At 43.4% G+C, this 20,076-nt stretch carries 20 protein-coding genes, 12 tRNA genes and 1 riboswitch; of the genes, 8 read left to right on the forward strand and 24 right to left on the reverse strand.

The annotated features are described in order from the left end of the window. Nucleotides 1-179 precede the first annotated feature (179 nt). Nucleotides 180-1,379, reverse strand: coding sequence for a methionine adenosyltransferase (gene metK, locus C4B60_RS06740; protein WP_104057228.1), 1,200 nt, complete (start codon nt 1,377-1,379; stop codon nt 180-182). Between the two features lie 158 nt (nt 1,380-1,537). Then, nucleotides 1,538-1,680, reverse strand: a riboswitch (SAM riboswitch). A gap of 185 nt (nt 1,681-1,865) precedes the next feature. On the opposite strand from metK, the gene pckA reads away from it, so the two are divergent. Then, nucleotides 1,866-3,458 (forward strand): phosphoenolpyruvate carboxykinase (ATP), encoded by a 1,593-nt coding sequence (pckA, locus tag C4B60_RS06745; RefSeq protein WP_104057286.1) that lies wholly within the window; start codon nt 1,866-1,868, stop codon nt 3,456-3,458. 41 nt (nt 3,459-3,499) lie between these two features. On the opposite strand, the gene C4B60_RS06750 is transcribed toward pckA, so the two are convergent. From C4B60_RS06750 to ytkD, 3 genes are read right to left on the reverse strand one after another with little or no spacing between them, the layout of a single operon-like run. Then, complete coding sequence (locus tag C4B60_RS06750; protein ID WP_104057229.1) at nt 3,500-3,742, reverse strand: DUF2584 domain-containing protein; 243 nt, start codon at nt 3,740-3,742, stop codon at nt 3,500-3,502. A gap of 16 nt (nt 3,743-3,758) precedes the next feature. Continuing rightward, nucleotides 3,759-4,559, reverse strand: coding sequence for an alpha/beta hydrolase family protein (locus C4B60_RS06755; RefSeq protein ID WP_104057230.1), 801 nt, complete (start codon nt 4,557-4,559; stop codon nt 3,759-3,761). Between the two features lie 4 nt (nt 4,560-4,563). Then, nucleotides 4,564-5,040 (reverse strand): RNA deprotection pyrophosphohydrolase, encoded by a 477-nt coding sequence (gene ytkD, locus C4B60_RS06760; protein WP_104057231.1) that lies wholly within the window; start codon nt 5,038-5,040, stop codon nt 4,564-4,566. A gap of 137 nt (nt 5,041-5,177) precedes the next feature. Between ytkD and C4B60_RS06765 the strand changes: the two genes are divergently transcribed. Then, on the forward strand, nt 5,178-6,059 hold the full coding sequence (locus tag C4B60_RS06765; protein ID WP_104057232.1) for a DUF6612 family protein: 882 nt from the start codon (nt 5,178-5,180) through the stop codon (nt 6,057-6,059). 36 nt (nt 6,060-6,095) lie between these two features. Here the strand turns inward: C4B60_RS06765 and C4B60_RS06770 are convergent, their stop codons facing one another. After that, the gene (locus C4B60_RS06770; RefSeq protein WP_104057233.1) at nt 6,096-6,479 is read right to left on the reverse strand and encodes a hydrolase; all 384 of its coding nucleotides are present in this window, start codon (nt 6,477-6,479) and stop codon (nt 6,096-6,098) included. Nucleotides 6,480-6,630: 151 nt separating this feature from the next. On the opposite strand from C4B60_RS06770, the gene C4B60_RS06775 reads away from it, so the two are divergent. Then, the gene (locus tag C4B60_RS06775; RefSeq protein WP_245153892.1) at nt 6,631-6,885 is read left to right on the forward strand and encodes a DUF6154 family protein; all 255 of its coding nucleotides are present in this window, start codon (nt 6,631-6,633) and stop codon (nt 6,883-6,885) included. Between the two features lie 166 nt (nt 6,886-7,051). On the opposite strand, the gene C4B60_RS06780 is transcribed toward C4B60_RS06775, so the two are convergent. Continuing rightward, a complete protein-coding gene (locus C4B60_RS06780; RefSeq protein ID WP_104057235.1) occupies nt 7,052-7,495 on the reverse strand; it encodes a Dps family protein in 444 nt (147 codons plus the stop codon). A gap of 146 nt (nt 7,496-7,641) precedes the next feature. On the opposite strand from C4B60_RS06780, the gene ytzI reads away from it, so the two are divergent. From ytzI to C4B60_RS06795, 3 genes are all read left to right on the forward strand, one after another. Beyond that, nucleotides 7,642-7,812 (forward strand): YtzI protein, encoded by a 171-nt coding sequence (ytzI, locus tag C4B60_RS06785; RefSeq protein WP_104057236.1) that lies wholly within the window; start codon nt 7,642-7,644, stop codon nt 7,810-7,812. Between the two features lie 24 nt (nt 7,813-7,836). Then, on the forward strand, nt 7,837-8,058 hold the full coding sequence (gene yidD, locus C4B60_RS06790) for a membrane protein insertion efficiency factor YidD (protein ID WP_104057287.1): 222 nt from the start codon (nt 7,837-7,839) through the stop codon (nt 8,056-8,058). 103 nt (nt 8,059-8,161) lie between these two features. Then, complete coding sequence (locus tag C4B60_RS06795) at nt 8,162-9,292, forward strand: metal ABC transporter solute-binding protein, Zn/Mn family (RefSeq protein WP_104057237.1); 1,131 nt, start codon at nt 8,162-8,164, stop codon at nt 9,290-9,292. A 34-nt stretch (nt 9,293-9,326) separates the two neighbouring features. Here the strand turns inward: C4B60_RS06795 and menC are convergent, their stop codons facing one another. The 6 genes from menC to C4B60_RS06825 form a co-directional block, all read right to left on the reverse strand. Next, nucleotides 9,327-10,427 carry an o-succinylbenzoate synthase gene (gene menC / locus C4B60_RS06800; RefSeq protein WP_104057238.1) on the reverse strand — a complete coding sequence of 367 codons (1,101 nt, stop codon included), beginning with the start codon at nt 10,425-10,427 and terminating at the stop codon, nt 9,327-9,329. After that, the gene (locus C4B60_RS06805; RefSeq protein WP_104057239.1) at nt 10,424-11,884 is read right to left on the reverse strand and encodes an o-succinylbenzoate--CoA ligase; all 1,461 of its coding nucleotides are present in this window, start codon (nt 11,882-11,884) and stop codon (nt 10,424-10,426) included. Before C4B60_RS06805 ends, menC begins: the two co-directional genes overlap by 4 nt. Before the next feature lie 76 nt (nt 11,885-11,960). Further along, nucleotides 11,961-12,779 carry a 1,4-dihydroxy-2-naphthoyl-CoA synthase gene (gene menB / locus C4B60_RS06810; protein WP_104057240.1) on the reverse strand — a complete coding sequence of 273 codons (819 nt, stop codon included), beginning with the start codon at nt 12,777-12,779 and terminating at the stop codon, nt 11,961-11,963. Nucleotides 12,780-12,813: 34 nt separating this feature from the next. Continuing rightward, on the reverse strand, nt 12,814-13,629 hold the full coding sequence (gene menH / locus C4B60_RS06815; protein WP_104057241.1) for a 2-succinyl-6-hydroxy-2,4-cyclohexadiene-1-carboxylate synthase: 816 nt from the start codon (nt 13,627-13,629) through the stop codon (nt 12,814-12,816). Next, nucleotides 13,626-15,356 carry a 2-succinyl-5-enolpyruvyl-6-hydroxy-3-cyclohexene-1-carboxylic-acid synthase gene (gene menD / locus C4B60_RS06820; protein WP_104057242.1) on the reverse strand — a complete coding sequence of 577 codons (1,731 nt, stop codon included), beginning with the start codon at nt 15,354-15,356 and terminating at the stop codon, nt 13,626-13,628. The genes menH and menD overlap by 4 nt, the downstream gene beginning before the upstream one ends. After that, nucleotides 15,353-16,756 (reverse strand): isochorismate synthase, encoded by a 1,404-nt coding sequence (locus C4B60_RS06825; RefSeq protein WP_245153893.1) that lies wholly within the window; start codon nt 16,754-16,756, stop codon nt 15,353-15,355. Before C4B60_RS06825 ends, menD begins: the two co-directional genes overlap by 4 nt. A 298-nt stretch (nt 16,757-17,054) precedes the next feature. Here C4B60_RS06825 and C4B60_RS06830 point away from each other — a divergent pair, with 298 nt between their 5' ends. Both C4B60_RS06830 and C4B60_RS06835 read left to right on the forward strand, forming a co-directional pair. Continuing rightward, the gene (locus C4B60_RS06830) at nt 17,055-17,969 is read left to right on the forward strand and encodes a 1,4-dihydroxy-2-naphthoate polyprenyltransferase (RefSeq protein WP_104057244.1); all 915 of its coding nucleotides are present in this window, start codon (nt 17,055-17,057) and stop codon (nt 17,967-17,969) included. 144 nt (nt 17,970-18,113) lie between these two features. After that, on the forward strand, nt 18,114-18,731 hold the full coding sequence (locus C4B60_RS06835) for a TraR/DksA C4-type zinc finger protein (protein WP_104057245.1): 618 nt from the start codon (nt 18,114-18,116) through the stop codon (nt 18,729-18,731). A gap of 100 nt (nt 18,732-18,831) precedes the next feature. Here C4B60_RS06835 and C4B60_RS06840 read toward each other — a convergent pair. The 12 genes from C4B60_RS06840 to C4B60_RS06890 all read right to left on the reverse strand — a co-directional run bounded on the left by C4B60_RS06840 (nt 18,832) and on the right by C4B60_RS06890 (nt 20,009). Further along, nucleotides 18,832-18,903, reverse strand: a tRNA-Glu gene (locus tag C4B60_RS06840). A gap of 7 nt (nt 18,904-18,910) precedes the next feature. Next, nucleotides 18,911-18,998, reverse strand: a tRNA-Ser gene (locus C4B60_RS06845). Nucleotides 18,999-19,005: 7 nt separating this feature from the next. Continuing rightward, nucleotides 19,006-19,080 (reverse strand) — tRNA-Asn (locus C4B60_RS06850). Between the two features lies 1 nt (nt 19,081). Then, nucleotides 19,082-19,158, reverse strand: a tRNA-Ile gene (locus C4B60_RS06855). Nucleotides 19,159-19,160: 2 nt separating this feature from the next. Further along, nucleotides 19,161-19,234 (reverse strand) — tRNA-Gly (locus C4B60_RS06860). Nucleotides 19,235-19,258: 24 nt separating this feature from the next. Further along, nucleotides 19,259-19,334 (reverse strand) — tRNA-His (locus C4B60_RS06865). A 20-nt stretch (nt 19,335-19,354) separates the two neighbouring features. Continuing rightward, a tRNA-Phe gene (locus C4B60_RS06870) sits at nt 19,355-19,427 on the reverse strand. 32 nt (nt 19,428-19,459) lie between these two features. After that, nucleotides 19,460-19,517 (reverse strand) — tRNA-Phe (locus tag C4B60_RS21375). An 80-nt stretch (nt 19,518-19,597) separates the two neighbouring features. After that, nucleotides 19,598-19,673 (reverse strand) — tRNA-Asp (locus C4B60_RS06875). Between the two features lie 7 nt (nt 19,674-19,680). After that, a tRNA-Met gene (locus C4B60_RS06880) sits at nt 19,681-19,754 on the reverse strand. Nucleotides 19,755-19,825: 71 nt separating this feature from the next. Beyond that, nucleotides 19,826-19,918, reverse strand: a tRNA-Ser gene (locus C4B60_RS06885). 14 nt (nt 19,919-19,932) lie between these two features. Continuing rightward, a tRNA-Ile gene (locus tag C4B60_RS06890) sits at nt 19,933-20,009 on the reverse strand. Between the last annotated feature and the right edge of the window lie 67 nt (nt 20,010-20,076).

Consider the following 20,076-nt stretch of genomic DNA (forward strand, 5'->3'; position numbering starts at 1 on the left):
CAAAACAAATTACCAAAGAGTTGATTGCAGTGTAAGGGGCTGACTCCCGCCCCGCGGAAAGCATGCCCCTGCAGCGGAAATCAACACGCCCCTTAAGAGGCAGTTATTTATATTCAACAAAAAACCAGCCGGAGAAACCCCCCGGCTGATTTTGTATGCTCTGTATATAGATCAATCTATTATTTTGCTGCCTGTTCTTTAAGAGTCTCAGCTTTATCTGTACGCTCCCAAGGAAGATCCAGATCATTACGGCCAAAATGTCCGTAAGCAGCTGTCTGCTTATAAATCGGACGGCGCAGATCAAGCATGTTAATAATCCCTGCAGGTCGAAGATCAAAATTGCTCCGGACAAGCTCGATCAAAACATCCTCTTCTACTGTTCCTGTCCCGAATGTATCAATCGAAATTGATACCGGCTGTGCTACTCCAATTGCATAAGCAAGCTGAACCTCACACTTATCAGCAAGTCCTGCTGCTACAAGGTTTTTCGCTACATAACGTGCAGCATATGCACCGGAACGGTCAACTTTCGTTGCGTCTTTTCCTGAGAAAGCACCGCCGCCGTGACGGGCATATCCACCGTACGTATCAACAATAATTTTACGGCCCGTTAACCCGGCATCCCCCTGTGGTCCGCCAATGACAAAGCGGCCAGTAGGGTTAATGAAGTATTTTGTATCCTCATCAATCAATTCAGCTGGTACAACCGGCTTAATGACGTGATCTTTTACATTGCGCTGAATTCGTTCAAGGTCCACTTCCGGATGGTGCTGAGTTGAAATAACAATTGTGTCAATGCGAACTGGATTGTTATTTTCATCATATTCTACTGTAACCTGCGTCTTTCCATCCGGACGAAGGTAAGGAAGAATTTCTTCTTTACGCACTTCTGTCAGACGGCGTGAAAGCTTGTGTGCCAAAGAAATTGGAAGCGGCATTAACTCAGTGGTTTCATTGCATGCAAACCCAAACATAAGTCCCTGGTCCCCGGCTCCAATCGATTCGATTTCTTCATCAGACATAGAGCTTTCCCGATCCTCAAGTGCACGGTCAACTCCAGCAGCAATATCTGGCGACTGTTCATCAATAGAAGTCAGTACTGCACATGTTTCAGCATCAAAACCATATTTTGCACGCGTATACCCAATTCCTTTTACCGTTTCACGCACAATTTTAGGAATGTCTACATACGTGGATGTTGAAATTTCTCCCGCAACAAGTACAAGACCTGTTGTAACTGAAGTTTCACATGCTACACGGGCGTTCGGATCATCCTTTAAGATAGCATCCAAAATAGAATCTGAAATTTGATCACAAATTTTGTCCGGATGTCCTTCTGTTACAGACTCAGACGTAAACAAATGACGTTTTGTTGACATAGTGTCTCCTCCTTGTGAAGCGTATATATTGGACGGTACTCATTACCCTTAGAGATCGAACGTTAACCTTCTGTAGATCATCCAAGTCATGGCACGATATAAAAGAAACCCTTCCCCAACGTGCTTGAGGAAAGGTTTTGTGTTAAGCGCGCCTTTCACTCTTATCGTTCAGGGCGTTATAGCCCTGCTACAGGTTAGCACCTTCGCTCCATTTGAGTGAATCGCAAAAGTCAAAGACTTTTTTGCAGAGCAGGTTGCTGGGTTTCATAGGGCCTGTCCCTCCACCAGCTCGGGATAAGAGTATCCGTTCAAAAAACTATCATACGCAAAGGCAGGGGGGATGTCAACCATCCGCTGTATATTTATTATTCCCAAGTGAAAAAAACCTATGAAATCGAATGATTAGTATAGACTATTAATTTAAATGTGTTATACTAATTTGGAGAATTGGTGCATGATATTTTTTATAAAGGGTGGGGAATCTATATGAACATCATACGCAAAACAACCGATTTACAAGAATTATTATCCAAAGAGCATGTCCGCCGAAATCTTTCAGTTCCAGTACTGGTTGAAAAGATTTTGGAGCGCAACGAAGGAACCCTCACTTCATCAGGCGCCGTTAAAGCAGAGACCGGAAAATACACTGGACGGTCGCCAAAAGATAAATACATCGTTGATGAGCCTTCGTCCAGAGATCAGATTGACTGGGGCAGTGTTAACCAGCCAATTTCATCCGATGTGTTTGACCGCCTCTATTCAAAAGTAACGAATCATTTACAGGACGCAGACGAGATCTTTGTTTTTGAAGGATTCGCAGGTGCTGATGAAGCGACGCGGCTTCCAATCCGTGTGGTTAACGAAAGAGCATGGCATAATTTGTTTGCTAAGCAGTTATTTATCCGACCGGCTCAATCAGACGATTGGGAGAACGCGGCGGAAGAGCCTTTTACCATTCTATCCGCACCATCGCTTAAGGCGGATCCTTCAGTTGATGGTACCCGAAGTGAGGCATTTATTATTGTTTCATTCGAGAAAAGAACAATCTTAATTGGCGGAACAGAATACGCAGGCGAAATGAAAAAATCAATCTTTTCAATTATGAATTACTTGCTGCCTCAAAAAGATATTATGCCGATGCATTGCTCTGCCAACGTTGGTTCTGAGGGAGATGTGGCATTATTTTTCGGGCTATCAGGAACCGGAAAAACGACACTTTCTGCCGATGCAGACAGACGTTTAATTGGCGATGATGAGCATGGCTGGTCTGCAAGCGGTGTCTTTAATATTGAAGGCGGATGTTACGCCAAATGCATTCAGCTATCGCGTGAAAAAGAACCGCAAATCTTTGATGCCATCCGTTTTGGTTCTGTTCTTGAAAATGTCGTCCTTGATCCTACTACCAAAGTAGCTGATTACGATGACTCGTCATTAACAGAAAATACGCGTGCGGCATACCCTCTTCAGGCAATGACTAATATTGTGGACCCTAGCATTGCCGGGCATCCGAATACAATTATTTTCCTAACGGCTGACGCATTTGGCGTTTTGCCTCCTATTTCTAAGTTGACAAAGGAACAGGCAATGTATCACTTCCTAAGCGGCTATACCTCAAAGCTTGCGGGAACTGAGCGTGGAATCACTGAGCCTGAAGCAACATTCTCAACCTGCTTCGGTTCTCCATTTCTTCCTCTCCGCCCAACGGTTTATGCAGAAATGCTAGGACGCAAAATGGAAGAGCATGAGGTTGAAGTTTTCCTTGTTAACACTGGTTGGACAGGCGGAGCTTACGGAACAGGAAGCCGTATGAAGCTGTCCTACACACGTGCAATGGTTCGCGCTGCTCTTCACGGAGAGCTGACAAATGCTGAGACGACAAAGAATGGCCTTTTCAATCTTGAAACACCAACGCATATTCCGGGTGTTCCGGATGATGTATTAGTCCCGCGCTTTGCTTGGCCTTCAGAAGAAGCATACGAAGAAAAAGCGCTGGAGCTTGCGAGCAAGTTCAAAGAGAACTTTAAAAAATTCACAAATGTTGATGAGTCCATCATCAAGCTTGGCGGACCAAGCGTTTAATATCAAAAGAGTGCCTGACGTTCAGCTCAGGCACTCTTTTTTTAATTGCTGGATTGCAATGTTAATAATTCGTAGGAAATAATCGTCGAATGATCCCGCCATTCCAGCCGGTGAATTTGCCCGGTTCCACTGAGTTCTCCTTCTTTTGTGCGCTTGACTTCCAACGGAACATGCATCGGGTAAAGCCGGTATCCTTCTTTAATTAACTGAAAGAAGTTCTCCTGCTGACGATGTTCCTTTCCTTTTGTTACGATCATTGTATTAACCTCAAGGGGCATACCCACTTACATCATTCCTCCTCTATTGATTTAACTCAGATTTTTGGTTCTTCATCCAGCCGCTCAGTTCTTTTACCATTTTACGATTTTCAGCAGGTGGAAATACATGATTATACTCGCTGAAATAAAGTGTCTCTACTTTCTTGTCCAATGATTTTAATGTAGTTTCCAATCTTTTTGCATGTTCAAACGTAACATTCGTATCTTTTTCTCCGTGAATAATCAGCACGGGTGCTTTAATTTGATTGAGTTCGTTAAGAGGCGTCCGGTAGTCGTACGCTTGTTTATTTTTATTTGGCGAACCGCCAATCACCCGCTTCATCATTCTTCTAAGGTCTTTTCGCTCCTCATAAGTCAGCGTTAAATCAGATACCCCTCCCCACGTTACAACAGAGGCTATTGAATCAAATTCAACGCCAGCTTGAAGCGCCATTACGCCACCTCTGGAAAAACCGAATACATGAATTTTATCATTATGTACCCGGGCGTGCTTTTGCAAAAGCTTTACGCCTGAAAAAGCATCTTTTCTGTCTTCCCCAGCAAAATCTTCATTGCCCTGTCCTCCTCTATTTCCTCTGTAAAAAGGAGCAAAAACGATAAAGCCCTGCTGAGAAAATTGGGCGATCCTTGCAGGACGTACCATACCCACATTTTTAATCCCGCCCCTTAAATATAAAAAGCCGTCCAGTTTCTCCTCGCCCTCCGGCTCTGCCAACAGCCCCTTCACCTTCAGTCCGGCTGACCACATCGTCACCAAAAATAATTCAACGTTAGGATTTGGGGATGGATAGGGAATTTGTGAAATTATCTCGCCGTCTCTCATGCGTTCAATCCTTTCTGCTTAAATTATTTTTCCAGTAATGCAGCGCATGCTCAAGTACATCGTCCTTCATTAAGAAGCTAAATTCTTTTTGCATTCTCATCTCCATTAGATTGCCTGTAATCATTTGAGGTCCATTCGTTTCATAATAGTGAGTCTTGGGCGAAAGCTTAACAATCTGGGTAAAGTACACCGCTTTAACAAAAGGAGGACTATCATCTACCCTGTACTGTCCAATATAATGAAGCGGCCCTGCCTCAGCCCCAAGCTCTTCACTTATTTCTCTTTTTGCTGCCTGGTCAAGGCTCTCCCCCTGCTCTTTTTTCCCTCCAGGAAACTCAAGACCTCTTTTTTTATGGTCAGTGACTACCCAGTTTTGCTTATACCTTGTTAAAACCCAGACATGCTTAGGTTCTTCCCCAAAAGCATGAGGGTCAAAAGAGAAATATACTCTTTTACCTACAAAATCGTTGAATACGTGCAAAAAAACCCTCCTTAAAGCCCTATAAAATGGTTAATTTTTCTCTTCTAGGTATATTTTTTGATAAAAATGGAACTTTTTTCGTTATAAATCGTATGTAATGGGTAAGTAATACTATAAAATGCTAAAGGAGCGATTTGATGAACAAATGGAAACTCGGAATAGGTGCAGCATCACTGGCTCTTATCCTTGCAGCTTGTCAGGATACTGCACAGCCGGTAGACGGTGAAGAAGGCAACACAGATTCAGATTCAAATTCAGATGAAAGTTCCAATTCAGAGCTGACACTTGAAGAAGTTTTCGCTAAGTCAATTGAGGCAGGCGAAGATGTTAACTCCATGAAAGCTGAAATGACCTTAGACCAGGATATGACAATCCCTAACGAAGATCTCACTGTAACGACAGCCTCGGATATTCAAATGGATATGGTAATGGAGCCGTTAGGTCTTTATCAGGAATCTGTTACCACAAGCGACCAAATGGGTGAAACAGAAGAAATCCAGGCTGAAGTCTACTTTACTGAAGAAGGTTTTTTCATGTATGACACAGCCTCTGATCAATGGATGAAGCTCCCTACTGAAATGTCGGATGAACTTCTTCAAATGTCAGACGCTCAAAGCAATCCAAATGAACAGCTAAGAGACTTGGAACAATTTACGGATGATTTCACTTTTGAACAGGATGATTCTTCTTACATTTTAACCCTGAATGCCTCCGGTGAAAAGTTTAGTGAGTTCTTAAGAGAACAGGCGAAAGAACAGATGCCTGATACAGGAACAGATGAGTCAATGGATGAGCTTTTTTCCGACGTTGATTTTGAGGATGTTATGTACAAAATCTTTATAGACAAAGAAACATTTCTTCCGTCTTCTCTAACGATGGATATGACCATGGTAATGGAGATGGAGGGCGAATCCCTCACACTTGTTCAAAATACAGAAGCAAACTATCTGGAATATAATCATATGGACGAAATTACAATTCCTCAGGAAGTACTCGATACTGCAACTGAAGTCCAATAAAAATCAGCCTCTGCATGGATGCGCAGAGGCTTTTTTCTATTGCAGAGGATCCTCCTCTTTATTCTCATGATCACCTTTAACCTGAATAAAAGGGTGCTCCTTTGTTGGCGGGAGAATAGCCATGCTTTCAATATGCTTAACTGCTTCTTCGTCTCCAATATCATGAATTAAGGAATAGATCTTTACAAGTGTACTATCCTGTTCCTGATTCGGTTCATCATCGTGGTATTGGACATATGGTGTCTGTGCCCGTATTGCACCGCCAAACCCTAAGTCCTGGTTTTGGTCAAATAAGTAACGGAGCTTCGTAATTTCCTCATCTGTTGCGTTAACAACAAATTCATAAGGGGAATATTTGCCGCTCCGGTTTATTTCACCGCGGCCAACAGAAATATAATACGTATTTTTACTTTCCTCCATAGATAGCCCTCCTTTTCCCTGAAGTATGTCCCATTTCCACTCTTTTCAAAGCACATTTTTCATGGTTTAAATAAAGTATTATGGGTATAGTTACATATATACCGATTGCCCCTTATGAATTTTGGCCAGCATGACAAAACGCGAAATGGGGATGAAAAAATTGAAACTCGTTGATGAAATCTTTGAAATGTACCGGGGTAAAATCCGTGGAACACAAGAAGATCTTGATATCATTGCTTTTACCATTCTGGAGCAGCTTAATCGTGAGGAACTCCTTTCAATGGTTAATGATATGTCGGAGGATGAGCTTGCCTATTTCATCAGACTTTACATAGTTGAATCGTTGAAGGGAAAAATGAATCAACACGAGAATTCTGCTTCTGAAAACGAATCAATTTACCATTGATAAACAGGTAAAAAACGAACAAAGACATTCGCATGTGTTTGTTCGTTTTTTTGTGCTGTTAAGGTCCCAAACAAAAAAGAGATTGAGACAAATGAGTATGTCTCAATCTCTTTAGTCCGGTTCACTTCACGTTTATAAATTAACGTTAAATCTTAGACTCCGAATTTTATCTTCCGAGGAATGAGCGCAGCATCCAGGAATGTTTTTCAAGACTTTGATGTACAGACAGAAGCATATCTCCAGTCATTTCATCATTTACTTCCCCTGCGATTTCCATTCCTGATTTTAAATGGTCCATTAACGTTTGAAAGTCGTTATAGAGAGCTTCAACCATTTGGTCCGCCTGTTCATTTCCAGACGCCTCTTCCACTAAAGAAAGCTCGAGTGATTCTCTTAATGTTGCAACCGGTTCCCCCTGAAGTGCCAGTAAGCGTTCAGCAAGCTCGTCAATATGAACTCCTGCTTCATTGTAAAGCTCTTCAAATTTTTCATGTAATGTAAAGAATTGATGTCCCTTTACATACCAATGATAATTATGTAGCTTTGTGTAGAGAACAGTCCAGCTGGCAATTTGTCTGTTTACATTTGAAATTAAGTTATCCTGTGACATTTTTCATCCTCCTAATGGGTAATCTATACATAAGGTTTACCACTTCATATTCAACTTAAACCTTAAAAAACACAGTTGACCGGAGGGCTTCAATCGGGAAAACCCTCTATTTTCATGATAAACTTGGATAGGAAGGAGTTTTTTAAATGTCTTTGACAGGTCTTATGATTTTATCGATTGTGGTCATTATTCTGATTACACTTTTATTTATCATTGCCACAAACCGTGGATACAAATTCCAGCATAAAGTCGACCCTCTTCCTTCAAATAATAAAATGAGCAAAGATCAGCCTTCTAAGGATGACTCATTAAACTAAAGAGGTGTTTTTTTGAAAGCAATTATGCTCTCTGTCATTCGCTTTTACCGTAAGTTTATTTCTCCCATTACCCCCCCAAGCTGCCGCTTTTACCCTACCTGCTCACAGTATGGATTGGAAGCTATTCAAAAGCATGGTGCCTTTAAGGGAGGACTTTTAACCGTAATCCGTTTATCCAAGTGCCATCCTTTTCACCGTGGAGGCATTGACCATGTTCCGGAAAAATGGCCATCAAGAAAATTATGATAGCTTTTTTACTTGCTTTTCTCTAGAAACCATAGTATATTATGCCGTGATGGTTTTTAAATCGTAAAGATTACTATTTAACAAAAGATAAAGAGGTGCAGAAATGAAAAAAACGGTTTGGATTATGCTGATTGCTTCCTTAGCCTGGGTTTTATCAGCATGCAATACGGAATCCGGTTCTACAGATGACAGCCATACCCTTGAGGTGTATACCACAGTTTATCCCCTTCAGGATTTCGCTGAAAAAATCGGCGGTGAATATGTCACAGTTGAAACCGTTTATCCCCCGGGAGCTGATGAACATACCTATGAGCCTTCACAACAGGATATGATTAAATTAGCCGAGGCCGACTTATTCTTCTACATAGGCTTAGGCCTTGAAGGATTTGTAAACAATGCAACGAATGTTCTCCAGAGCCAGGACCTTAAAATGGTAGCGGCTGCTAATTATCTATCTGATGAACAGCTTGCAGGGAGCGCTGAAGATCATCATGATGAGGAACACGCTCACGATGAAGAAGAGCATGCTCACGATGAAGAAGAGCATGCTCACGATGAAGAAGAGCACGCTCACGATGAAGAAGAGCACGCTCACGATGAAGAAGAGCACGCTCACGATGAAGAAGAGCACGCTCACGATGATGAGGAGCACGCTCATGATGAAGAAGAGCATGCTCATGATGGGCATGAAGGACATGATCATGGAGATACAGATCCCCATGTCTGGCTTGATCCTGTTTTTTCACAATCGCTTGCAGAGTCCGTTAAGGATTCATTAATTGAAGCAATGCCGGAACAGGAAGAGTATTTCACAGCTAATTATGAAGAGCTGATCAGTCAATTGGATGAGCTTGATCACAAATTTGAGGAAGTAGCTGAAAACGCACAGCTTAATCAGCTGTTTGTCTCACATGCAGCATACGGTTATTGGGAAAGCCGCTATGGCTTTGAACAAAACGCCATTGCCGGCATCTCCACCTCGGATGAGCCATCTCAGCGTGAATTAACAAAACTTATCGAGCATGCGAAAGAAAACAATGTCGAATATGTATTATTTGAACAAAATGTTTCGTCGAATTTAACCGAGGTAATCCAGCAGGAAATTGGGGCTGAAGCTCTGAAGCTGCACAACCTCTCTGTTTTAACAGAGGAAAATATCGATAACAATGAAGATTATTTTTCATTAATGGAGAAAAATATTGAAACACTACGTACAGCCCTTAAGGCTGAATAGAAAAAATGCCGGTCTCCCAGGAGACCGGCAGTTTTTATTCCAGCAATTCATAGTGTTTACGCACCTGTTCAAGTCTTTTCCGATTAAGGGATACGCCAATTCCAGGACCCTTAAAAGGTGTAATGACTCCATCCTTCACCTTTACATCGGGAAGCGTAATATCCTCCTCCCAGTAGCGTTCAGATGAAGATATATCTCCCGGAATAGTAAATCCCTCGAGCGTTGCTAAAGCCACATTATGAGCACGTGAGATGCCAAATTCAAGCATTCCTCCACACCATACTTGTATCCCATGCTCCAGGCACAAATCATGGATTTTAATGGCTTCCGTAAGACCGCCTACTCTTCCTATTTTAAGATTGATTACACGACAGCTTTTTAACTCAACCGCAGTTTTAGCTGAATGAAAAGAAGTAATACTTTCATCAAGACATATAGGCGTTTTTAAGCGTTTCTGTAGACCCGCATGATCGATAAAATCATCCTGGCTAAGCGGCTGCTCAATCATTTGCAGGCCATAGTCATCAAGAGCTGATAATTCTTTTTCATGATCAATATAGGCTGAATTAGCGTCAGCCAATACTGAGAGCTCCGGAAAAGCCTCTCTTATAGCACGGATTCGGTCCAGATCTCTTCCAGGGGCAATCTTTATTTTTATACGGCTGTAGCCATCCTTTAATGCTGCGTTAGTTTGCTCTAGCAGCTGCTCAACGGTAGAAGCCCCTATTGAGATCCCGGCAAGCACCGTTTTCCTTGTTCCGCCAATTACTAAATGAAGCGGCTTATTGAGCGTTTTCGCATATAGATCCCATACCGCCATATCGATAGCAGCTTTAGCCATTGGGTTTTTCCTGATTTCAGCCATACGCTTATGCAGTTCCTCAGGCCGAGTAAACTGATGATTGATTACTAAGGGAGCAAGAATATCCTTCAGTAGATGAAAGCAGGTTTGGGTCGTTTCTTCTGTGTACCAGGGAGTTGAAAAAGCGACCGCTTCTCCGTATCCCGTTACACCATTTTCATCTGTCGCTTCGATAATGATTCCGCTTCGGTTTCTGACTGTTCCAAGACTAGTAACAAAGGGGGTTTTTAGCGCCATTTCGATCACATGCAGCTCAATTCTAACTATCCTCATGAATCGTTCCCCGCCTTTTTCTTCAGCTCCCGTCTCAGCAGTTTATTAGAAGCGTTTCTCGGAAGCTCATCGATCCAGTAAATTTCACTTGGGACCTTAAAAGCAGCCAGCCGGTCCTGACAATGGGCAATCAGATCATCCGCCAATAAATGCGGATCTGCTTTCACTACGAAGGCTACAGGGACCTCTCCCCATTTTTTATCCTTTCGCCCAATGACTGCAGCTTCCGAGACTTTAGAATGCGAGCTTAAAACAGATTCAATTTGAGCCGGGTAAACATTTTCCCCGCCTGAAATAATTAAATCCGAACGCCGGTCTAATACATATAAAAAACCTTCCTCATCCAAATAGCCTATATCCCCCGTGTGAAACCAGCCTGCCTGAAATGCTTCCGCGTTTGCTTGTGGACGATTGAGGTAGCCTTTTGTCACATTTGGTCCTTTTACAAGAATTTCACCGCTTTCTCCGGGCTTGCAGACTTCATTTTCTTCCTCGACGATCATTAATTCATTCATAAATAACGGCTTGCCTGATGACCCAATCTTTCTTCTACTGTCTTCAGGTGCTAGCGTAGCAAACTGGGAGGAGGTTTCTGTCATGCCGTAGGTTTGAAAAATGGGAATGCCTGCATTAAAGCATTCCTCGACCATATGAACTGGCGCAGGCCCGCCACCAAGCAGCATACAGCGAAACTGTTCATGATAGGATTTATTTCCTCTTATTTTAAGGAGTCTTGTAAGCATCGCTGTAACGACTGAGATCATGGTCCCTTTGCCTGCTTTTAAGTCACGGTCAATCTCCAGCTCGTCAAAATTCTCATACAGTCTGACTGTATTGCCGTATATAGCACTCCTCATTAATATTGAATAGCCGCTGATATGGAAAATCGGAACAGCACAAAGCCAGACATCATCGCTGTGAAGTCCAAGGTTTAAAGCAGAGCCAACTGCGCTTGCAAAATGGTTTCCATACGTTTGCAAAACGCCTTTAGGTTTTCCTGTGGTTCCCGATGTATACATGATTGAACAAATATCACTTCTAACCGGCATGTCTTCCTCTGCTTGAGGCAGTTTATCAAGCTCCGATAAGGAAACCGTCTTTAAAGAAATCTCAGCAAGTTTTACTTTATTTAAAAATGAGTCTTCCACAATAAAAAGCTGAGCTTCACAATCTGACAGCTGATACGTCCACTCCTCTATTGCCAATCGGTTGTTGATCAGTACAGCTGGAACCCCGAGCTTTTGAATGGCATGAATCATTACCACTGCCTTCCCGGTATTTTTGATCATAAGGGCAATCGGTTTTTCATTTAGCTTCAGTGAGCGGAGTCGCTTTGCAGTCTGTGCCGCCTCTTTGTTTAACTCAGCAAAGGTCCATGTTTGGTCCTTCCAGATCAAGGCAGTACGGGAAGGTGAAAGTAAAGCGCGCTTTGACAGCCAATTATTAGCTGGGTGCATGGAAGTAACCTCCTTTTAAAGTGCATGAGCGTTAAAAAGAGCCCGTGAGTTTCCCCACAGGCTTGTCCAATCAGTATTAAGGAAAACGCGGGAACTGACCGAAATCAGGCTTGCGTTTTTCTTTAAAGGCATCGCGTCCTTCTTTTGCTTCATCAGTTGTGTAATACAGAAGTGTTGCATCTCCGGCGAATTGCTGAAGACCAGCGAGTCCATCTGTATCTGCATTCATTGCTGCTTTGATGAAACGGAGGGCGGTTGGGCTCTTCTCAAGCATTTCCTCGCACCATTTCACGGTTTCATCTTCAAGCTGATCTAAAGGAACAACCGTATTTACAAGACCCATATCAAGCGCTTCCTTCGCGTCGTACTGACGGCATAGGAACCAGATCTCTCTTGCTTTCTTATGCCCGATGATACGAGCTAAATACCCTGAGCCATAGCCTGCATCAAACGAACCGACATTAGGTCCTGTTTGACCGAAAATAGCATTGTCAGCTGCAATTGTCAGGTCACAAACTACATGCAGCACATGGCCACCACCGATCGCATAACCTGAAACCATTGCAATAACCGGCTTAGGAATTACACGGATCAAACGCTGCAAATCAAGAACATTTAAGCGCGGGATCTCGTCTTCACCAACGTAGCCTCCGTGACCGCGAACGCTTTGGTCGCCGCCTGAGCAAAATGCTTTTTCGCCGACACCTGCAAGCACGATCACACCGATGCTTGAATCATCACGTGCATAAGCAAAAGCATTAATTAATTCCATAACCGTTTTTGGACGGAATGCATTGCGCTTTTCCGGACGGTTGATGGAGATTTTGGCAATGCCATTATAAGTTTCATACAAAATATCTTCATAGTTTCGTTCCTGTACCCACTCTCGAGTCATGAGAAGAAACCTCCTTAATATGTAATTGGCCAGTTTATATCTGACCTTTTAATAAAAACTCCTTTATTATTGTACCAAACTTTTTTGGTTGTTCCACATGAATTGCATGCCCTGCACCTGAAAAAATGATTTTTTTTGCGTTTGGAAGCTTTTTTTCCATATTCTCAGCGATAATACAAAACTTTTTGTCTTCCTCTCCTACTAAAAGGAGGGTTTCATTTGAAAGGGTTGAAAGCCTATACCACCATGAAGGCTGAGAGCCTGTACCCATCTCCCGGAGGCTTTGGGCTAATTCATTCGGTTTATTCTGCAGACGCTGCTTTCGAATTTCGTTTTGAAGAGGGGCCGGAAGTGTCCGCTGCGAGGCAAATAGAGGAATCGACTCCCATTTGTCAACAAATGCTTTCATTCCCTCAGCTTCAATAAAATCCGCTAACTTATCGTCCTGCTGTTTTCTTGCTTCACGATCTGCCATTTGATCTAATCCAGGCGACGCGCTTTCAAGCACCAGCTTATTCACTCTATTTGGGTATAGACAGGCAAAAGATAGGGCTGCACGCCCTCCCATTGAATATCCGACGACATTAACCTTTTCAAGTTTTAGAGAATCAAGAATTTTAGCAAGATCCCTGCAGGCTTCTTCCATTGAATAACGGCTCGGCATTTCCGGCAGAACGGTTTTTCCATGGCCGGGAAGATCGAGTAATATGATACTTGCTTCCTCTTCAAGCCCTTTCACTGCTTCCTTCCAGGTTTCCCCGCTGCCTGTAAAGCCATGCAAAAATAAAATGGGCTCTCCCTTCCCTTTGCTTTCAAGGTGATAGCTGGCTCCCCTTATATCTAATTTCATGATAAAACTCCGGAGACGGCATTCTGCACTTTTTTCCAAAGCTCACGGTGTACTCTTACATTTTCTTCTCGATTTGTGAGTATTTCTGTCATCGTAACACCTTGCTGATCATGAAGTGATTGAATGCCTGCGGTAACGCCCTCCACGGATTCTATTTTTTGATAATCCAGTGAGTAAAGCTTTGCTGCATGAGTAAAATCAAGTGCTGGCGGGGTCCCAAACAGCGTTTCGAAATGCTTCGGTTCCTGAGCCTGCGGCAGAAAAGAAAAGATTCCGCCTCCATTATTATTAATAACAATGATATGAAGATTAACCGGATACTGCTTTGAAACCAGCAGTCCATTCATATCATGGAACATCGAAAGATCACCAATCAGCAAGTAAACGGGGTCTTTGGTTTCTACAGCTATACCAAGAGCGGTTGATACGACTCCGTCAATGCCGTTAGCTCCCCGGTTAGCCCATACAGTTAACGGGCTTGCTGAACGGGTCAAAAAGGTATCAACATCTCTGATTGGCATACTGTTTCCAACCACCACATGGCTGTTTTCCGGTAGTGCTTGAAGGAGTTGTCCTACAACTGCCCCCTCATCCTTTTCTTCCTGGATGTGCTGAGCAATTTGTTCAATGGCTGCCTGATTCACCCTTTTCCACGACTCTGTCCAATCCTGATTTTCCTTCTCTTTGAGAAACGGCAGCAAGCCTTCAACAAACGAGACTTCTTCACTGTCAATATAATCTGTGACAGATGATAACGGATCACGCCAGTCTGTTCCCTGGTCAATCAGCCAATGTGAAGCTTCTGTGAGCGGGGATAAAAATTGAAGGAGCGGCTTTGAAACCGGCATGCCGCCAAAACGAATAATTAAATCCGGCTGCAGCTTCGCTTTTGCATCTTCACCTTTTAAAAATGCATCATAGCCTTCAATCAGCAAATCCTCTTTAGAAAGCTCTTTCCTTAAATGACTCAGCGGATCTGCTAATACCGGGAAGCCGGAAGCTTTAGCGAATTTTAAAATCGCCTCATTTCCTCTATCATTACTCATGGGACCCACAATGATGATCCCTCTTGAGATTTCATTCACTTTTTTCGACAAAGAGACCGCAGCTGAGTCCGGAAGTTCTTTATTCCCTTTAAAATGAGAAATAGTTTGCGGGACAGCATCCATGCTCCACTGCCCCAAAATTGGTGACAGCGGCTCCCTGAAAGGAAAATTTAAATGCACAGGACCCATTGGAGCCTCAAGGGTCTTTGCAGCCGCTCGTGCAGCTGTTCTCGTTACATGCTTTAAAACTGCAGGACTTTCTTCCGGGAGAGCCATATCAGCAAACCATTTAACATGCCGGCCGAATAAGTGAAGCTGATCGATTGCCTGAGGAGCGCCAACCTCACGCAGCTCATGCGGCCGATCCGCTGTTAATACCAGTAGCGGAACTCTAGCATAGTGTGCCTCTACGACTGCAGGGAAGTAATTTGCTGCCGCGGTTCCCGAGGTGCACACCAAAACAACAGGACGCCCGCTTGCTTTAGCCATCCCGAGCGCATAAAAAGCAGCCGATCGCTCGTCCACATTAACGTGGCAATCAATCAGCGGATGATCCTCCAATAAATAAGCGAGAGGAGTAGACCTGGAGCCGGGACTTATCACGGCCTTGGTCACCCCTCCATTAATAAGCTGCTGAATAAATGCAGATACATAATTCGTTAAAATTTCCTGATGATTCATTGCATTGTTCCTCCTACTGCTCGCAGCATTGGACGGAATTTAATCAGCGTCTCCTGATACTCACTTTCAGCATTTGAATCCTTCACAACACCGCAGCCGGCGTATAAATACGCATGCTGATCATGAAGCAGCCCTGAACGGATGGCAACCGCAAATTCCCCATTGCCTTCTGCATCCATCCAGCCAACAGGTGCTGCGTAAAATCCCCTGTTCATTTTTTCTTCCTCCTGAATAACATCCATCGCTAGATGCGTCGGCGTTCCTCCAAGCGCAGGAGTGGGATGCAGCCGGTTAACAAAATCGACTACTGACATATCTTTTTTTGCGGTTCCTGTTACAGGAGTGTATAAATGCTGTATATCTCTTATCTTCATTAAAGTTGGTTCACTTGGCATTTCAACCTTCTGACAAAGTGCCCGAAGGTTTTCAGAGATCATGTTGACCACTAGCTCATGCTCATGCAGGTTTTTATCATCCTTCAGCAGCGTATCACTTAAAAGCTGATCTTCTTCAAGAGTAGCCCCCCTGCCAATAGAGCCTGCTAGACAAGTGGATAAAATGGAATCCCCCGACTTCTTAACTAATCGCTCAGGTGTAGCCCCAATAAAACAGCTATCGAGTACTTCCAGAGAAAATAGAAAGCTGTCAGCCTGGTCATCCCTCAGTCGTTCAAGAACAGTTTCTGATCTCTTTCTGCCATCAAAATCAACCAGAATTTTTCGTGCAAGCACTACTTTTTCCATTTCCCCATTTTTTAATCGTTCTACTACAGATGAAAGGCTTTGCTTCCATTCCTCAGGTTCAATCTCCGTTACCTGAACCACTTTAACGTCCTTCATTTGGCCTTCTGCAAAACCGAGGAGCTTTTCTTTTTCTTCCTGCATGCGGTCCCATATCTTAGCTAATTCATCAAATTCAGTACAAACAATATTTGTAGTCAGAAAGCATTGACCGTCTGAATCAACCGAAAACATAAATGCCGGCAGCTGAAAATAGGCGTCTGAGAAGTTTGTCCATTCAAGCTCGGCCTCCTGACGGGGATCAAATGAGAAACCTCCAACCAAAATCGGACCTGTCCCTAATTTTTTCTCCCCTACCTGAACGGCAGAAGATAAGAATTCCTGCCACTGATTTTTTATATCAATAAAACGATCATTGCGTTTATTTGAAGTAAAGGTTTGAGCATTTCCAATGCCAACAAGCGTTAATTCCCCGCTTTTATCCTGCCAAAAAGAGCGCTCACCCTGATAAAGCTGATAACCCGCTTCATAAAATTGAAGGGGGTCTACCGGGTCTACCGGTGTCACCTGGCTAAATAGCACTTCCCGCTTGGATTGACGGGCTTGCTCTAATGCACGTTCAAATCCTGCAAATCCATGTGAATGTTGTAAAATTCTCACCATGTTCCCCTCCAAAATCACTGTTACGATCCAATCTCACTCCTTTAAAGATACACCTGTTTTTACAATGATGTCAACGAAACGCCTTTATAAATCGTCCCTAATTTGTATGCTAAATACCATGTGTTTACACCCTGAGCAGTCTTCATTTCTTCGGGCAGAAAATACAGTATAATAAGAGAGAACTTCTTTTGTCGAAATCCGGAAATTTACATTGACATCTGTGCAGGGATTTTCTACACTTTATTATGGATTGCTATGTCACAATTCGTTAACATTTTTTAAGGAGAGAACGATTATGAATACACAGCCTGAACGGGATCACGGCTTTCAAATTTGGTGGCAGCTTACACGCCCCCATACATTAACTGCTGCATTTGTGCCTGTTTTACTTGGTACAGTGCTCGCGCTTGAGTACACGTCATCACTGCATTGGCCATTATTTTTAGCGATGCTGCTTGCAAGCATTCTTATTCAAGCTGCTACTAATATGATTAATGAGTACTATGATTTTAAAAGAGGTCTGGACAATGAGAACTCAGTTGGAATTGGCGGTGCGATTGTCCGTAATGGTGTAAAACCGGAAACGGTAATCCGTCTCGCATTTACCCTGTTTGGAATTGCCCTGCTGCTCGGTATTTATATTTGCATGAACAGTTCATGGTGGATCGCAGTCATCGGACTGATTTGCATGGCAGCTGCATACTTCTATACAGGCGGTCCTATGCCAATTGCCTATACTCCTTTCGGTGAAATCACTGCCGGCTTTTTTATGGGATTTGTTATTATCTTAATTTCATTTTTTATTCAAACCGGTGCAATAAACAATGTCGTTATGCTTGTGTCAATACCGGTATCGATCTTAGTTGGTGCCATTCTGCTGGCTAATAATATTCGCGACCTTGACGGTGACAAGGAAAACGGCAGAAAAACAATTGCGATCTTACTTGGACGTAAAAATGCAATTTATTTTCTAGCTTCTATGTTTGCAGTAGCATACGGGTCCGTTGTTGCTCTTGTACTAATGGGAATCGTATCACCCTGGCTCTTTATTAGCTTTTTAAGTATTCCTAAAGCCGTCAAGGCGACTAACGGCTTTATTGGTAAAACTATGCCAATTCAAATGATGCCGGCTATGAAAGCAACTGCTCAGACCAATACCATCTTCGGCTTTCTATTATCGATTGGACTCCTGATTGGTTATTTTGTTTAAACCCTAATAGTACTCTGACATAACATAAAAAAGACCCGTTTAATGGATAACGGGTCTTTTTTGTATGGGCGTTAAAATGTTTCATTTCCTGTGAGGGGGATAAACTACTCTTATCAGCTGTAAATATCCTAAGGAGTGATACAAATGCTATCAAATGAACAATTAGATAAATTTAAAAGCAAGCTATTGAAACGAAAAGAGGAACTTACCTCAAGAGATACAGATATTGAAGAAAATTCTACGGAATTATCACAATATGATAACCACCCTGCCGATACTGCTACGGAACTATTTGACAGAGAAATGGACCTAGCTATTGATGAGCATTCAGAGAATGAAATGGAAAAAATCGATGCTGCTTTGAAAGCGATTGAAGAAGGAACCTATGGCATCTGTGCTGTTTCAGGAAAAGAAATACCCATCGAACGGCTTGAAGCCATGCCGACAGCTCTTACTGTAGTAGAGCATGCAAACGAACAGCCTTCCGATCCTTTAAGCAGACCGAGTGAGGAGCAGGTCTTATCCCCTTCTACAGCCCACCCTGTAGATGGTGAGGATGAAGATGTGCGTGATTACCAGGACAGCTTCAGCGAAGTGGCACGCTATGGAACATCAGAAACCCCAAGTGACATGGCAGCAGGTGAAGAAAGTTACGATGATATGTATGAAAGTGATGAAGATGGAGATGAATCCATCGAAGAAGATGAAGAAGTGGCTAATGATATGGATGGAAAAGAAAGAAAAATTTATCCTAATAAATAAACACAAAAAAGCTCAGGAAATTCCTGAGCTTTTTTTAATTTTATTCCCTTTTTCAGTGAAATAAAAAAACGCTCCTTTATTAAAAGGAACGTTTTAAGGATGACCCGTACGGGATTCGAACCCGTGTTACCGCCGTGAAAGGGCGGTGTCTTAACCGCTTGACCAACGGGCCAAAAGAGCGGAGAAGGAGGGATTTGAACCCTCGCGCCGCTTACGCGACCTACACCCTTAGCAGGGGCGCCTCTTCAGCCACTTGAGTACTTCCCCATAAATATGGCTCCACAGGTAGGACTCGAACCTACGACCGATCGGTTAACAGCCGATAGCTCTACCACTGAGCTACTGTGGAATGGTGGGCCTAAGTGGACTCGAACCACCGACCTCACGCTTATCAGGCGTGCGCTCTAACCAGCTGAGCTATAGGCCCCTTGGAGCGGGTGATGAGAATCGAACTCACGACATCAGCTTGGAAGGCTGAGGTTTTACCACTAAACTACACCCGCAAAGGTTATTAAATTAAGAAAAAATGGGGCGACTGATGGGAATCGAACCCACGAATGCCTGAACCACAATCAGGTGCGTTAACCACTTCGCCACAACCGCCATATTATTCAAATAAAAGGTGGCTTTGGACGGAATCGAACCGCCGACACATGGATTTTCAGTCCATTGCTCTACCAACTGAGCTACAAAGCCTTTATAAGCTGTTCTGATAGGGTTGAATCTTATCNCGGAATCGAACCGCCGACACATGGATTTTCAGTCCATTGCTCTACCAACTGAGCTACAAAGCCTTTATAAGCTGTTCTGATAGGGTTGAATCTTATCTATGCCTGCTGCATTTACTAAAGATTCAATCTAAAAGATGGCGGTCCCGACCGGGATCGAACCGGCGATCTCCTGCGTGACAGGCAGGCATGTTAACCGCTACACCACGGGACCTTGGTAATTGCGGGGGCAGGATTTGAACCTGCGACCTTCGGGTTATGAGCCCGACGAGCTACCGAACTGCTCCACCCCGCGTCGATGCGGCTTATATAAGCCTGAAGAAATAATTGTTTAAGCTTCAGATACTAACTTTCTGATTAAAGAAATGGAGGAGGTAGAGGGATTCGAACCCCCGCGGGATTTGACTCCCCTGTCGGTTTTCAAGACCGATCCCTTCAGCCGAACTTGGGTATACCTCCGAAAGAAATGAGAATGGTGGACCTTGCAGGACTCGAACCTGCGACCGGACGGTTATGAGCCGTCTGCTCTAACCAGCTGAGCTAAAGGTCCTTTTTGGTGGCGGCAGAGGGGATCGAACCCCCGACCTCACGGGTATGAACCGTACGCTCTAGCCAGC

It is taken from the genome of Jeotgalibacillus proteolyticus, from assembly GCF_002926065.1.
Classification (GTDB): Bacteria; Bacillota; Bacilli; order Bacillales; family Jeotgalibacillaceae; genus Jeotgalibacillus; species Jeotgalibacillus proteolyticus.